Source organism: Streptomyces sp. CA-251387, from assembly GCF_050936625.1.
In the GTDB taxonomy this organism is placed as follows: Bacteria; Actinomycetota; Actinomycetes; order Streptomycetales; family Streptomycetaceae; genus Streptomyces.
The window spans coordinates 8,238,584-8,252,635 of the sequence record NZ_JBNJMJ010000001.1 but is presented as its reverse complement, the minus strand read 5'-3'; the positions used below and the strand labels follow the sequence as shown (position 1 = coordinate 8,252,635).

The following is a 14,052-nucleotide window of genomic DNA, read 5'->3' as shown; positions in this document are numbered from 1 at the left end:
AGGACACGCGTCACGTCCTCAGGAGGCATCGCCGATGACCCGTCGTTCGTCCCCACTCGCCCGCGTCCTGTCCTCGGCTCTGGCGGCAGGCGTGCTGCTGGCCACGTCCGCCTGCTCGGACGACGGCGACACGGACGGTTCACGGGCCTCGGCCGTCACCGCCTCACCGGTTGCCGAGAAAGCCGCACCGGTCGCCACGAAGCAGCCGACCGCCACTCCCACCCCCACCCTCAGCGAGGCCGGAGCACGGACCGCGCTGATCACCGAGGCGGACATCGAGGACGACTGGACGCAGGTGAAGCAGACAGAGGCCGAGAACTGGCACGACAGCCTGCTCATCGGCACGGTCGACGTCTCGGACTTCCTCACCGCCAAGGCCGACGCCGCCGACTGCCAGCGGCTCCTGGACTCCCTCTTCGACGACGACCTGCTGGGCAGGCCGTCGGGAGTGTCCGCGCTGCGTGGCTTCGTGCAGGACGACTCGCGCCTGCTGTACCAGGTCGCCTCCTATGACCGGACCGACCCGCAGGACTCCTTGAACTGGATGGCGACCCTGCCGGAGAAGTGCGACCAGTTCACCGCGACCGACGGCAGCGAACAACGTACCGTCCAGGTCATCGAGACCAAGCTGCCCGACGTGGGCGACGCCCGTGAGGGCCTGCGCGTGACGGTGCAGGGCAGGACTGGCGGCGAGGATGCCACGCTCACCCTGGACGTCGCCGCCGTACGCGTCGGCAACGACGCGATCACCGTCACGGCGGGCGGGCTCAGCGGGGACGAGCACGACTCCGTCGAGCAGGCCGTGAAGTTCGGCACCCAGCGCCTCGAGGACGTCCTGGCCGGCAAGACGCCCGCCGCGAGCCCCAGCGAGATCGAATAGCACGGCCGGCAGCTCTCTCCCGCCCGCCGCACGCCAACAGCCCTGCCGGCTCTGCCGATTCCCGGGACAACGTGATCAACGGAGCGGCACAATGGCGGCGATGGCCGGTTTCGGTCGTGCGTGCGAGGAGAGGACGAGTCGTGAGTGATGGCCACACCCCGTCGGGCGGGTCGGCGAAGCTGAACACCGGTGTGGCGCACAACGCGCGCGTGTGGAACTACTGGATCGGCGGCAAGGACAACTACGAGGTCGACCAGCAGGTCGGCGAGCATGTCGCCGGGATGTTCCCGATCATCCGGGACATCGCCCGCGCGGACCGCGAGTTCCTCGGCCGGGCGGTGCGGTTCGTGGCCGAGGAGCAGGGCGTGCGCCAGTTCCTGGACATCGGCACCGGGCTGCCGACGGCGGAGAACACCCATGAGATCGCCCAGCGGGTCGCGCCCGACTCGCGGATCGTGTACGTCGACAACGACCCGATCGTCCTCGTACATGCCCGCACGCTGCTGACCGGCACCCGGGAGGGCGTCACCGCGTACATCGACGCCGACGTCCATGACCCGGACGCCATCGTGGAACGCGCCGGACAGACCCTGGACTTCGGCAAGCCGGTCGCGGTGATGATGCTGGGCATCCTCAACTTCGTCCTGGACTACGACAAGGCCCGGGAGATCGTGCGCCGCGTGCTGGCCGCGGTCCCCTCCGGCAGCCACCTGGTCCTGACGCACCCGACCTTCGACTCCGAACTCGGCGGCGAGGGCCAGATCCCGGCGATGAAGTTCTGGAACGAGAACGCCACTCCGCCGATCACAGCCCGCAGCGGCGCCGACATCGCCGCGTTCTTCGAGGGGCTGGAGCTGCTGGAGCCGGGCATGGTGTCCTGCTCGCAGTGGCGCGCCACCGACTCGGCCGCCCCGGTGCCGCAGTACGGCGCGGTGGCCGTGAAACCCTGACGCCGACAGGGCCCGCACGAAGTCGGCACGGACCGGCATCCAGCCGGCCGAGCTCGTCGAGGAGACCGTATGACCACCCTTGCCGACCCCGTCCCGGGCGGGCGTCCCGGTGACGTCGAGCGGGCCACCGCGCTGAGCGGTGAGCTGTCCGGGCGGGGCGTGCACGGGATCGTCCTGGCCTACGTCGACACGGCGGGCGTCGGCCGGGTGAAGACGATCCCGACGGCGAAGCTGGCCTCGGCGGTGGCCTGGGGCGTCGGGATGTCACCGGTGTTCGACACCTTCCTGGCGAACGACTCCATCGTCACCACCGACGTCCTCGGCTCCCCGGACGGCGATCTGCGCCTCTACCCCGACCTGGACCACCTGGTGGAACTGGCCGGGCAGCCCGGCTGGGCGTGGGCGCCGGTCGACCGGATCACGCAGGAGGGCGAGCGGCATCCCGCGTGCAGCCGCACCTTCCTGCGGCGGACGGTCCGCGAGGCCGCCGAGCGGCACGGCCTCACCTTCAGGGCGAGCATCGAGATCGAGTGGGCCGTCGCTCAACCGCCGGGCGCCGACGGTGAGTTCGTGCCGACGGTGACGGGTCCGGCGTACGGCGCCATCCGCCAGGTCGCGTTGAGCGACTGGACGGCCGATCTGCTGGCGGCGCTCGCGCGGCAGGGCGTGGAGGTCGACCAGTTGCATCCCGAGTACGCGGCCGGGCAGTTCGAGCTGTCGGTGGGTGCGGTCGACCCGGTGGGGGCGGCCGACCGCAGCGTGCTGGTACGGCAGACGATCCGGGCGGTGGCGCAGCGTCACGGTCTCGCGGTGTCCTTCGCCCCGGCGGTCCTCGGGCACGGCGTCGGCAACGGCGGCCATGTCCACCTCTCCGCCTGGCGCGACGGCATGAACCTGCACGCGGGCGGTGACCGCCGGCACGGCATGCGCCCCGAGGCCGAGTCCTTCGCGGCCGGCGTCCTCGCCCACCTCCCCGCCCTCACCGCGGTGACGGCGCCGAGCCCGGCCAGCTATCTGCGGCTCAAACCCTCCCAGTGGGCGGGGGCGTTCACCGCGTGGGGCCGGGAGACACGGGAGGCGGGGCTGCGCGTCGTCACCGGCACTGCGGGCCACCGTGACCAGGCGGCCAACCTGGAGATCAAGCCGGTGGACCTGGCCGCCAACCCGTACCTCGCCCTCGGCTGCCTGATCGCCGCCGGGCTGGACGGACTGGCGTCGGGCGCGCGGTTGCCCGAGGAGATCACCGGGGATCCGGCGCATCTGGGTGCGCGGGAGGCGGCGGCCCGGGGGGTGCGCAGACTGCCGACCTCGCTGGACGAGGCCGTGGCGGAGTTCCGTACCGACGAGCCGCTGCGCGCCGCGCTGGGCCCGGTCCTCGGCGACGCCGTCATCGCCGTACGGCAGGGCGAACTGGCCGCCGTCGCCGGGCTGGACGACGACGGAGTGGCGGCGGCCTACCGCTGGACCTACTGACGTGCGCGCCACAGGCCCGGTCCACGAGGCGCTCGCGGCGCTGCTGCTGGTGGACCATCACTGCCACGGGGTGGTCACCACCGACCTGGACCGGTACGGCTTTGAGTCCCTGCTCACCGAGGGCGAGCCGTGGCCCGGCATCTCGCCCTTCGACACCCCGACGGGCGTGGCGGTACGCCGCCACTGCGCACCCCTGCTCGATCTGCCGCGCCACGCCCCCGCCGACGAGTACCTGGCCCGGCGCGCGGAGCTGGGGTGGCGGGAGGTGAACCGCCGGTTCCTGGCCGCCGCCGGAACCGAGGTGTTCTGCGTCGACACCGGGTACACCCCGCACCGCATCACCCCGCCCCGGGAGCTGGCGGAGAGCGCCGACGGGGCCGCGTACGAAGTCGTACGGCTGGAGGCGGTCGCGGAGGCGGTGGCGGCCGCGGGGGTCGAGCCGGACGCGTACGCCACCGCGTTCCGCACGGCGGCCGAGGAGGCCGTAAGGCGTCCGGGCGTGGTGGCCGTGAAGTCGGTGGCCGCCTACCGCACCGGATTCGCCCTGGACCCGGCACGTCCCACGGGCGCGCTCGTCGCCGCGGCGGCCCGGCAGTGGCTGGCGGACGGCGGACGGCTGGCCGACCCGGTGCTGGTCCGGCACCTGCTGTGGACGGCGGTGGACCTGGGGCTGCCCCTCCAGCTGCACACCGGTTTCGGCGACAACGACATCCGTCTGCACCGGGTGGACCCCACCCTCCTCACGGACTGGCTGCACCTCACCAAGGGCACGATCCCGGTGCTGCTTCTGCACTGCTGGCCGTACCAGCGCCAGGCCGCCTATCTGGCGGCGGTGTTCGAGCAGGTGTACCTGGACGTGGGCCTCACCCTGCACCACGTCGGCCCCGCCCGGTCCGGGGCGATCCTCGCGGAGGCCCTGGAGATCACCCCGTTCCGCAAGCTGCTGTACAGCTCCGACGCCTATGGTCTGGCCGAGTTCTACCTGCTCGGTGCCCTGGCGTTCCGTCGCGGTCTGGGCGACCTGCTCCAGGACCGGGTGGACGCCGACGAACTGAGCCTGCCGGACGCGCTGCGGATCGCGGCGTGGGCGGCCGGCGACAACGCCCGCCGCCTCTACGGACTGCCCGCCACCGACCCCGTCTCCGCTCCCCCTCCCGCGCCCGCCCCCGAATCCCGTCCGCACCGCGACTGAGCGTTCGCAATTCCCGGAAAGTATGATCAAGCAATGTCTGACATGACCGAAACCACGCCCGGCTGGCTGACGAGCGACGAACTGGAGCAGGCACGCGCCCGCATGCCGATCCTGTACGTCGAGGCCGTGCCCGTGCGCGTCGACGACAGCGGCGAGGTCACCAGCATCGGCCTCCTGCTGCGCATCGGCCCGGACGGAACGGTCAGCCGGACCCTGGTCTCCGGCCGCGTGCTGCACCACGAGCGTGTCCGCGACGCCCTCCTGCGCCACCTGGAGAAGGACCTCGGCCCGGTGGCGCTCCCCCGCGTCCCGACCTCCCTGCAGCCGTTCACCGTCGCGGAGTACTTCCCGACGCAGGGCATCACGGCGTACCACGACCCGCGCCAGCACGCCGTCTCCCTCGCCTACGTCGTCCCGGTCACCGGCGACTGCCGCCCCCGCCAGGACGCCCTCGACCTGGTCTGGTTCAGCCCGCAGGAGGCTCTGTCCCCCGCGGTGCAGAGCGAGATGCCGGGCGGGCACGGAGTGCTGCTGAAGCAGGCGCTGGCGCATGTGGGCTGCGTGATCTGACCGGCGAGGGGGCTGCGGGGCATGTCCGTCGTGGTGACCTGCGGCTCCTTCGCGTGGATCGGGGCCGTCCTGCACTCGGCCGTCACGCCGGCGCCCACGGTCGGACGGCTGGTCGCGCAGGAAATCGTGACCGGCGAGGCCGTCGGCGAGCTGCGCCGCTGCCGGCCGAGGGGCGGCGACGCCTGAGGCGGTTCGGGGCCCGGCAGACCTGCCCGTCAGGCGGGACGGCCGACCGCGCTGAGGATGAGCTCCTCCAGCTGCTGAGCGACCTGGTCCAGGGGCTGCATGCTGCGCTTGGCGCGGCACATGGCGATCGCGCCCTCTACGGACGCCACGATCAGGGCCGCCAGCCCAGGTGCCCGCTCCGGGTCGGCCCCGTGGGCACACAGCGTCTCGACGAGCAGCCGCTCCCAGTCCTGGAAGGCCTCGGCGGCGGCGACGAGAGCCGGTGGGAGCTCGTCGGCCGGCGGTTCCTCGACGGAGACGGCCAGGACGGGGCAGCCGGCGCGGAAGTCACTCTCGACGACGATGCCGCGCCACAGGGCCAGGAAGGCGCGCAGCCCGGCGACCGGACCGGCGTCCAGCTCCTTGCGGAGGATGCCGGAGACCGCGGCGCCCGCGTACCGCACCGCCTCGGTGGCCAGTTGCTGCTTGCCGTCGGGGAAGTAGTGGTACGTCGAGCCGAGCGGCGCCTCGGCGTGCTTGGCGACCTCCCGGATGCTCGCGGCGTTCAGGCCGCGCCTGCTGATCAGGTCGGCCGCGCCGGCCACGATGCGGTCACGCGACGGCGCGCTGGATTTGGCCAAGACCGTGCTCCCCTCTGGCTATAACGCTCGTCATAGCCTAGCCCCCTATAACGACTGTTATAGACCGTCGTGCGGAGCAACTGGCAGAGCACCCGCGCCAGCACCAGCACCAGCACCAAGGGAGACGTCGTCATGCCGATGATCCGGCTCACCGTTCCGTCCGGTTCACTGACCGAGGAGGGCCGCAGGACCGTCCAGCGCGACCTGGCCGCCGTACTGCTGCGCTGGGAGGGCGCACCCGACACCGCGTTCTTCCGGGCCCAGGCGTGGTCGAGGTGACGGTGCCGCAGGGCGCCCTCTCGGAGCGCCGCAAGGCCGGCCTGGTCGAGGACGCCACCAAGACGGTGCTGGAGGCGTCCGGGCTGTCCCGGGCCGACGCCCTGCGGGTGTGGGTGCTGGTGCACGAGCAGCCCGACGGCACGTGGGGCGCGGGCGGTTCCGTCGTCCGCTACGCCGACCTCGCGGCCCTGGCGGAGGGGCAGCGGGCCGATGCGTGAACCGACCTACGTCGCCCGGCGCTCGGTCGAGTGGCGCGAGGCGCCTGACCCCAAGCTCCAGTCGGGCCAGGGGGCGATCGTCGCCCCCGTGGCCGTGACCTCCTGCGACGTCGACTCCGCGATCCTGGCCGGTCATGGCTTCATCGATCCGCCGTTCGCCCTCGGCCACGAGTGCGTGGCCAGGGTCGTCGAAACCCGGCGACGCGGTGACGTCCGTGGTCCCCCGTGACCTGGTGGTGGTCCCCTGGTCCATCAACTGCGGTACCTGCGACCACTGCCGCGCCGGGCTGACCGCCCACTGCACGGCCGTACCCCACATGGCGATGTACTGCGCCCCGATCGGCGGCAGTTGGGGAGGGCTCTTCTCCGATCCGGTCCGCGTGCCGTGGGCGGACGCCAGGCCCGGCGCCCGCGTCCTGGTCGTCGCCCGCGGCAGCATCGGCCTGTACGTGTGCGACATCGCCCGCGCCCTCGACGCCTCCGAGGTGCTGTACGTCGGCCCGGACCCCGCACCACGCGAGATCGCCCAGGGCTTCGGCGCCGCCACCGCCGAGGCGCTGGAACCCGTCCGGCACGGGTTCGACATCGCCGTCGAGGCCACGGGCCGCGTCGACCAGCTCGCCCTTGCCGTCAAGTCCCTTGCCCCGGAAGGCATCTGCGAGTCCGCCGGCAACCACTTCCGTCCCGGCGAGCTGCCCCTGCTCGACATGTACCTCACAGGCGTCACACTGCGCATCGCCCGCGACAACGTCCGGGGGCACATCCCCGACGCCCTCGAACTCGCCCGTTCCGACAAGGTCGATCCTCGGCGGGTCGTCTCCCACGTCATCGACTGGGAGCAACTCCCCGACACCCTGCCCGAGAAGCACCTCAAGCCCGTCTTCGTCCGCACCGACGGCTGACCGCCCTCACCGCGGTTGTCCGGTCCGGGCCACGCTCCAGCGACGGCCGGTCATCTGTCCAGGCCGCAGCCGAGTCTGTATAACTGTGAAAAAATCGCACATAAGGTTTCAAAGGAGATCCCTTGTGAGCACTCCCGGCGACAAGCCCGGCTACGGGAACATGCCGCTCGACCGCACCGGCCAGGCCGAGGCCTTCGACGCCATCGGCGACCGCTACGACGAGGCCTTCCCGCACAAGGAAGGGCAGGTCGCGTCCGCCGAGTGGCTCATCCGGTCCCTGCCGGCCGGGGCCCGTGTGCTGGACCTGGGGTGCGGCACCGGGATCCCGACCGCGCTCCAGCTGGCGGAGGCGGGCCTGCGGGTCGTCGGTGTCGACCTGTCGGACGGGATGGTCGCGCTGGCCCGCAAGAACGTGCCCGCCGGGGAGTTCCACCGGGCGGACATCGCGGATCTGCGGCCCGGAGGTCGCCGGGACCTGGGCCGCTTCGACGCGGTGGCGGCCTTCTTCTCCCTGCTCATGCTGCCGCGCGCCGAGATACCCCTCGCGCTGCGGACCGTCCACCACCTGCTGGCTCCCGGGGGCCTGTTCGCGCTGGCGATGGTGGAGGCCGACGTGGACGACTTCTCGATCCCGTTCATCGGAAACACCATCCGCGTGTCCGGCTACCTGAGGGACGAGCTGCGCGAGGTCGTCGAGGCGGCGGGCTTCGAGATCGTCGAGGAGTCGTCGTACACATACGCCCCGGCGACCGTGGATGTCCCGCCCGAGGTGCAGATCTTCCTGCGCTGCAGGCGGCGCACCTGACGACTCCGAAAGGACAGGCGTGACGAAGGAGCTCGGAACCGACACGGGCACCGGCGGGCAGACGGCCGGTGTGCACGGACCGGATGTCGCCGAGCCCCAGACCGACAGGCTGCGCTACCTCGACGCGGCCACCCGGCAGATCGCCCGTGGCATGAATCTGGACGAGACGTTGCACGAACTGTGCCGGGCGGCCGTCCCGGCCTTCGCCGACACGGCGTTCGTCCATCTGTACGCTCCGCTTCCGGTCGGCGACGAGACCGCCGCCGCGCCCGGTGTCCTCGAGCTGCACGCCACGGACCACGCGCCCCTGCGCAGGGCGAGCACGTGCAGGTCCGCGCCGCCGTCACCGACCGCCGGCCCCGTCCGGGCGGCGGACGTCGTCCACCCGGCGGCGACCGGTCTGCTCGCCAAGCTGCTGCGGGCCGGGCGGCCGGTGTTCGCGGACACCCCCGACATCGCGGCCGCGGTGTCCGAGCTGCTGGCCGCCGACGCCGCACCCCCGGCAGTACCGCCCGGACGACGGCTGATCATCGCTCCGCTGCACGGCCGCACCCAGGTCATGGGCAGCGTCGTCCTCATCCGCGAACCGGGCCGGCCGGACTTCACCGGGGACGATCTGCTCGTCGCCTCCCAGCTCGCCACACACACCGCGCTCGGCGTCGACAAGGCGGTGCTGTACGCGCGCGAGGCATCCGTCGCCGATGCCCTGCAGCGCACGATGCTCCCGCCGTCGCTGCCCGAGCCGGCCGGCGTCCTGCTGGCCAGCCGCTATCTGCCGTCCTCGCGGACCTCGCAGGTCGGCGGCGACTGGTACGACGCGATCCCGCTGCCCGGCAGCCGCGTCGCCCTGGTCATCGGCGACGTGATGGGGCACTCGATGACCTCGGCCGCGATCATGGGCCAGCTGCGCACGATCGTGCAGACCCTGGCCGGGCTCGATCTGCCCCCGGACGAGGTCCTGCACCACCTCGACGAGCAGGCGGAGCGCCTGGGCAGCGAGCACACGGCGACCTGCCTGTACGCCATGTACGACCCCGTACTGCACCGGTTGCTGGTGTCCAACGCCGGCCATCTGCCGCCGGTGCTTCTGCATCCCGACGGCGGCACGGAGGTCGTGCACGTCCCGCCCGGGGCGCCGATCGGCGTGGGCGGCGGCGGATTCGAGTCCACCGAGATGCACGCACCGTCCGGGGCGACCCTGCTGCTGTACACCGACGGCCTGGTCGAGTCCCGCGACTCGGACGTACTGGCCGGGGTGGAGCGACTGTGCGTACGGCTGCGGGCGGCCGCCTCGGGAGCCACGCCCCCGGAGCTGGAACTGCTGTGCGACCAGGCGCTCGGCACGCTGGGGGCGGGCGACCGGGACGACGACGTCGCCCTGCTCGCCGCCCGCTTCCAGGGCATCCTGCCGGAGACCGTCGCGTACTGGTATCTGGCTCCGCGTCCGCAGACCGCACGGCAGGCCCGCCGTCTGACCCGCAGAACCCTCCACGACTGGGACCTCGACTCCCTCGTGGAGTCCACCGAGCTCCTGGTCAGCGAGGTGGTGGCGAACGCCGTGCGCTTCGCCTCCCGGCCGATCGTCCTGCGTCTGCTCCGCACGGACGTGCTCCGCTGCGAGGTGGAGGACGACTCCCCGCTGGTCCCGAGGATGCGGCACGCCCGTCCGAGCGACGAGGGCGGCCGCGGCCTGTTCCTGGTCGACCACCTGGCCCGGCACTGGGGGGCGACGAGGGTGAGCACCGGCAAGATCGTGTGGTTCGAGCAGCCCCTGCCGTCGGATCGGGACTCCGGCTGACGGAGCAGGGCCCCGCGCTATTCGGGTGTGATCGTCACAGTCACCGTCCTGTTCTTCGGGGCGTCGGCATACGGCGCATCGCGCTGGTCCGCGCTGGACGTGGTGAAGGCGGTGAGGGGCTTGCCGCCGGCCGTGCTCAGTTCGCGGGCGGCGATGAGGGCGCGCCACAGGGAGAGGACGGAGCCGCCGCTGGTCGGGGCCCCGGGGACGGTGGCCGCGTGGCCGCGGATCTCGACGCGTACCTGTCGCCCGGCCAGGCGTCCGCCGAGCACCGCGAGCCAGTCGGCGCCGGCCTGGGTCAGCTCGGCGCCCTCGGAGAAGAGCCCGTCGGCGAAGGCGACCTCCACGGAAGCCCCGTGCACCACCGGGTGGATGCCCGGTGCCCGCAGCGCGCGGGCCAGTGCCGCGGCCGCCTCCGCTCGGCGTGCCGCCGCCCGGTCCCGCTCCCGTGCCTGCTCCGCCCGGCGTTCGGCGTCGAGCTGCCGGGCCCGTTGTTCGGCAAGGTCGGCCTGCGAGGGGCCCGGCCGCTCCGGCCGACCGCCGGTGCCGTCCGTGAGGGCGACCGTGCCGGCCGTGATCGCGGCCATCGCACAGACCGCGGCGGCCAGGGCCGTACCGGCGCGATGCCGGGCGAGCGCGGCCCGGGGACCACGGCCGCGGAGCAGGTCGATCCTCGCCAGCCCGGCCGACGCGGCCGGATCCTGCGGGCACTGTTCCTGCACCCGCCGCCAGTACGCGGCGGCCTGGGTCAGGTCTCCGCGCTGGGCGTGCACACGGGCGAGCAGGTCGAGTACGTCGGGATGGTCCGCGCCGACGGGATCACCGGCGTCCTGCAGCAGCCGCAGGGCGCCGTCCAGGTCACCGGAGCGGGCCGCCGCCCGGGCAGGTGAAACGAGCAGTGCGACCCGGAGCGAGCCGGCGGCGGACCCCGTACCGCCGGAGTCCGTGCCGCCGGACGCCGTACGGCCTGACCCCGCACCGCTGGATCCTGGACCACTGGATCCCGCACTGCCGGCTCCCGCGACGCCGGCTTCCGTAGCGCCCGGCCTCGTGCCGTCCGCCTCCGTGCCGTCCTCGCCGGCGGACAGGACCGCGTCGGACGGGACGCCTGTGGGGACTCGGGATGTGGGCACCTGCAATCTCCTCGTTCCGGTGGGCTAGTTGATTCCGCCGGACAGCCGCTCGGCCTCATCCGCGGCTCCCGGTGGCAGCAGTCGGCGAAGCCGCTCGTTGACGCCGGCGAGGGCCCGCCGGTTCCCCGCGGCGACGGCCTGGCGGCCCTCCAGGATCGCGGCGTCCGCCTGGGCGCGGGAGAACATGTCGTCGCGCATCTCGACCAGCGCGTGGAAGACCACGTACTCCCATTGGTCGGTGCGGCGCAGCAACTCGACGTGGAACTCCCCGGCCCGCTTGATGAGCCGCCGCAGGTCCGCCGGCGTGGCGTCGTCGCCGAGCGAACCGGCGCGGTCGCGCATGTTCTGCAGCTCCCGCCGGTCGGAGGGGCCGGCGCCGGTCTGCTCGATGACGTCCTCGCAGGCGCCGAGCAGATCCCACAACTCGCGTTGCAGTGCCGGGATCTCGATCGCCTCCTCGATGTCGTCGAGCTGGGCCTCCACATCGCGGATGCGGCGATCGCTGGTGACGGCGGCACCGGTGTCGACGGCCGCCGCGTCGACCTCCTTGCGGAGCTGCGGGAGGGTCTTCTGCTCCGCGAGGTCGTCCAGCCGCGCCCGCGCCTGGTCCGAGAACACGTCGTCGGCCTGGTCCTGCAGGAGGCGTACCCGCTGTTCCAGATCGTGCAGACGGTCCACCAGCTCGCCGTGTTCGGGAGCCAGCAGCTCCGAGCGGTTGATCGTCGCCTCGAACTGCTGCTCCAGCAATGGGATGTCGGCGGTGACGAGGACCTCCCGGTTGCTCGCCTGGATCTCGAAGGTCACCTCGACCTCGCTCTGGGCGGGCAGGTCGATGCGGATGTCGCGCGGGCGGATCTCGATCAGCCCGACCCGGGTGTTGCGGTCGGCGCGCCTGCGCTCGCCCTCCAGCAGCGGGATGCGGATGACCGCGTCGGGCTGGGAGCGGCGCAGCGGGATGGTCGTCCGGTACGGCTTGGTCACCTGGGCCGGCAGGGTGGTGCCCTTGCGGAGCAGCGGGTCGAAGGTGCCGTCGGCCTTGCCGATGCCGAGGGTGCCGGTGAGGACCGCGTCGCCGGGGACGACCGAGGCGTGGGTGATGGAGAAGGTGTCCCCCGCGAGTTTGCGCCGGGTGCCGGCGGTGTCGGTGAGCTCCACCGTGAAGCGGGACCTGGTGTCGGTGTCGATGGCCACCTCGGTGTAGAAGGTGCCGTCCGGGCCGAGTTCGGTGCGGGGTCCGCGGAACGGCGGGCGGCCGTCCGGGTTGCTGAGGGTGACGGTGTACCGCGTCCAGTCCACCGCGCTGCCGCTGCTCACCTTGCCGGAGACCGGGATGCCGGTGGTGTCGACGGACTGCGCCGGATAGTGGAGTTCGATCGCGAACTCGCCCGGCGCGGCCTGCTGCGGCTTCTTCGGCAGCCGGATCGTCCGGGCGAACACGGCGGCGCCGCGCGCGACCACGGTGGTGGGGTCCTGGGTGTGGTCGAGGGGGATGCCGGGGCCCTCGACCGGGTCGGCGAGCAGTTCGCGCAGCCCGGGGCTGAGCGTCGCCCCGCCGACCAGGAGCAGCCGGTCGATGTGGTCGGGGCGCAGGGAACTCTCGGCGAGCGCGTCACGGCACAGCCGGACGGCGCGGGTGTAGAACGGCAGCGCCAGGTCGTCGAGGGCGCCCCGGGTCAGGACGTACTCGAAGGGCTCGATGCCGCCCCTGCCGTCGTCCAGGTCGGGGGAGAGCTCGACCGAGGCGGTGCGGGACAGGGCGATCTTGGCGTTCTCCGCCTCCAGCTTGAGCTTGGCGAAGTTCTTGCGCCAGCGCGGGTTGTTACGGGCGAAGTCCGGCAGGCCCAGGTCGCGCCGGACGGCGGGCACCAGCAGGTCGTCGACGAGGGCCCAGTCGATGAGCTTGCCGCCGAGGTAGGGGTCGCCGGCGTGCTGGATCAGCTGCAGCTCGCCGTCGCGCTTGCTCATCACGGCCGCGTCAAAGGTGCCGCCGCCCAGGTCGAACACCATCCAGTGGGCGGAGTCGGAGGCGTCCTGCACGCCGTAGGCGATCGCGGCTGCGGTCGGCTCCTGCACCAGCGAGCACTGCTCGCCGAGCCCGGCGAGGGCGGCGGCCGAGCTGGTGGCGTTGTTCTGGTTCAGGGCGAAGGAGGCCGGGACGGTGATGACGGCCGCCTCCGGCTGGTAGCCGTACTCGTGCGCGGCGTCCTGGCGCAGGGACTTGAGCACCTCGGCGGAGAGTTCCTCGGGCGAGAGCGAGATGCCGGCGCGCTCGAAGTGCCGCTGGGCACCGGCCGCCCCCATCTCCAGCTTGAACTCGGCGTAGGCGTTGTCCGGATCGTTCTCCGTGCGCTCCCGGGCCCGCCGACCCACGTGGACCACCCCCTCCTTGGGCATCCACACGGCGGAGGGCGTGAAGTCCCAGCCGTCGTTGTTCTTGATGACGCGTACGCCGTCGTCCTCAGCCACCGCGATGGCGCTGTTGGTGGTGCCGAGGTCGATTCCGAAGTCGATGGTCTCGCGCATGGTCGTGGTCTCCTTGGTCGTTCACGTGACGGGGGGCGCGGGCCTGCCGACGATGACCTGGCCCATCTGGATCCGTTCGCCGCGGAAGTAGACCGACGGCCGTACGGTCTCCAGCACGATCTCGCGGTCCAGTCCCGGATCGTCCTGGAACACCAGGGCCTCCAGGGACTGGCCGGAGTCGAAGGGCATGCCGTCGTGCTCCTGGATCTCCAGCCCGTCGTCGGCGAGCGCCTGGCGGCTGGCGTGGACCTGGCGGCGCACCTGACGCAGGTCGGCCGCCGAGAGGGGACCGGTTCCCTGGTCGAGCTTGCGCAGGGCACGCCAGATACCGACGGCGGCCCCGAGCAGTGCGTCGGTCCCGGCTCCCTCCGGCGTGCGGGCCCGCTCCGCAAGAGCCTCGGCGGCCCCGGCCTCGGCAGCCTCGACCTCGGCGAGCACGGCCGCGGCCCAGTCGGCCTGGTCGGGCGCCAGGAGCGGGCGGGGGATGCGGAACTCGGGCGGGTGCTTCAACTGGCCGAACGTG

The 14,052-nt window shown here is 72.7% G+C and carries 12 protein-coding genes and 2 pseudogenes; 10 read left to right on the top strand and 4 right to left on the bottom strand.

The annotated features are described in order from the left end of the window. Positions 1 to 34: 34 nt before the first annotated feature. The 6 genes from ACQEV2_RS36625 to ACQEV2_RS36600 all read left to right on the top strand — a co-directional run bounded on the left by ACQEV2_RS36625 (position 35) and on the right by ACQEV2_RS36600 (position 5,251). Complete coding sequence (locus tag ACQEV2_RS36625) at positions 35 to 880, top strand: hypothetical protein (protein WP_433051652.1); 846 nt, start codon at positions 35 to 37, stop codon at positions 878 to 880. A gap of 140 nt (positions 881 to 1,020) precedes the next feature. Next, positions 1,021 to 1,830 (top strand): SAM-dependent methyltransferase, encoded by an 810-nt coding sequence (locus ACQEV2_RS36620; protein WP_433051649.1) that lies wholly within the window; start codon positions 1,021 to 1,023, stop codon positions 1,828 to 1,830. A gap of 69 nt (positions 1,831 to 1,899) precedes the next feature. After that, positions 1,900 to 3,303 (top strand): glutamine synthetase, encoded by a 1,404-nt coding sequence (locus tag ACQEV2_RS36615; protein WP_433051646.1) that lies wholly within the window; start codon positions 1,900 to 1,902, stop codon positions 3,301 to 3,303. A 1-nt stretch (position 3,304) separates the two neighbouring features. Further along, positions 3,305 to 4,495: an amidohydrolase family protein gene (locus tag ACQEV2_RS36610; protein ID WP_433051643.1), complete on the top strand. Its 1,191-nt coding sequence runs from the start codon at positions 3,305 to 3,307 to the stop codon at positions 4,493 to 4,495. Positions 4,496 to 4,537: 42 nt separating this feature from the next. Next, on the top strand, positions 4,538 to 5,065 hold the full coding sequence (locus ACQEV2_RS36605; RefSeq protein WP_433055064.1) for an NUDIX hydrolase family protein: 528 nt from the start codon (positions 4,538 to 4,540) through the stop codon (positions 5,063 to 5,065). A 21-nt stretch (positions 5,066 to 5,086) separates the two neighbouring features. Then, positions 5,087 to 5,251: a hypothetical protein gene (locus ACQEV2_RS36600; RefSeq protein WP_433051640.1), complete on the top strand. Its 165-nt coding sequence runs from the start codon at positions 5,087 to 5,089 to the stop codon at positions 5,249 to 5,251. A gap of 29 nt (positions 5,252 to 5,280) precedes the next feature. Here the strand turns inward: ACQEV2_RS36600 and ACQEV2_RS36595 are convergent, their stop codons facing one another. Then, on the bottom strand, positions 5,281 to 5,871 hold the full coding sequence (locus ACQEV2_RS36595; RefSeq protein WP_433051637.1) for a TetR/AcrR family transcriptional regulator: 591 nt from the start codon (positions 5,869 to 5,871) through the stop codon (positions 5,281 to 5,283). Positions 5,872 to 6,003: 132 nt separating this feature from the next. Between ACQEV2_RS36595 and ACQEV2_RS36590 the strand changes: the two are divergent. The 4 genes and pseudogenes from ACQEV2_RS36590 to ACQEV2_RS36575 all read left to right on the top strand — a co-directional run bounded on the left by ACQEV2_RS36590 (position 6,004) and on the right by ACQEV2_RS36575 (position 9,873). Further along, positions 6,004 to 6,368: pseudogene (locus ACQEV2_RS36590) on the top strand (tautomerase family protein). Continuing rightward, positions 6,361 to 7,270 (top strand): annotated as a pseudogene (locus ACQEV2_RS36585) (zinc-dependent alcohol dehydrogenase). Before ACQEV2_RS36590 ends, ACQEV2_RS36585 begins: the two co-directional pseudogenes overlap by 8 nt. Positions 7,271 to 7,430: 160 nt before the next feature. Beyond that, on the top strand, positions 7,431 to 8,075 hold the full coding sequence (locus ACQEV2_RS36580) for a class I SAM-dependent DNA methyltransferase (protein ID WP_433055061.1): 645 nt from the start codon (positions 7,431 to 7,433) through the stop codon (positions 8,073 to 8,075). Positions 8,076 to 8,094: 19 nt separating this feature from the next. Continuing rightward, a complete protein-coding gene (locus tag ACQEV2_RS36575) occupies positions 8,095 to 9,873 on the top strand; it encodes a SpoIIE family protein phosphatase (RefSeq protein WP_433051634.1) in 1,779 nt (592 codons plus the stop codon). Positions 9,874 to 9,890: 17 nt separating this feature from the next. On the opposite strand, the gene ACQEV2_RS36570 is transcribed toward ACQEV2_RS36575, so the two are convergent. Genes ACQEV2_RS36570 through ACQEV2_RS36560 form a run of 3 tightly spaced genes read right to left on the bottom strand, consistent with a single transcriptional unit; the run spans position 9,891 to position 14,039 of the window. Beyond that, positions 9,891 to 11,006 carry a tetratricopeptide repeat protein gene (locus ACQEV2_RS36570; RefSeq protein ID WP_433051631.1) on the bottom strand — a complete coding sequence of 372 codons (1,116 nt, stop codon included), beginning with the start codon at positions 11,004 to 11,006 and terminating at the stop codon, positions 9,891 to 9,893. A 24-nt stretch (positions 11,007 to 11,030) separates the two neighbouring features. Continuing rightward, complete coding sequence (locus ACQEV2_RS36565) at positions 11,031 to 13,529, bottom strand: Hsp70 family protein (RefSeq protein ID WP_433051628.1); 2,499 nt, start codon at positions 13,527 to 13,529, stop codon at positions 11,031 to 11,033. Positions 13,530 to 13,550: 21 nt separating this feature from the next. Beyond that, a complete protein-coding gene (locus ACQEV2_RS36560; protein ID WP_433051625.1) occupies positions 13,551 to 14,039 on the bottom strand; it encodes a hypothetical protein in 489 nt (162 codons plus the stop codon). Between the last annotated feature and the right edge of the window lie 13 nt (positions 14,040 to 14,052).

Excerpts from the sequence above, each read along its gene's own strand:
- ACQEV2_RS36625 (WP_433051652.1), top strand. The coding sequence starts at position 35 with ATGACCCGTCGTTCGTCCCCACTCGCCCGCGTCCTGTCCTCGGCTCTG.
- ACQEV2_RS36615 (WP_433051646.1), top strand. The coding sequence starts at position 1,900 with ATGACCACCCTTGCCGACCCCGTCCCGGGCGGGCGTCCCGGTGACGTC.
- ACQEV2_RS36605 (WP_433055064.1), top strand. The coding sequence starts at position 4,538 with ATGACCGAAACCACGCCCGGCTGGCTGACGAGCGACGAACTGGAGCAG.
- ACQEV2_RS36600 (WP_433051640.1), top strand. The coding sequence starts at position 5,087 with ATGTCCGTCGTGGTGACCTGCGGCTCCTTCGCGTGGATCGGGGCCGTC.
- ACQEV2_RS36580 (WP_433055061.1), top strand. The coding sequence starts at position 7,431 with ATGCCGCTCGACCGCACCGGCCAGGCCGAGGCCTTCGACGCCATCGGC.
- ACQEV2_RS36565 (WP_433051628.1), bottom strand. The coding sequence starts at position 13,529 with ATGCGCGAGACCATCGACTTCGGAATCGACCTCGGCACCACCAACAGC.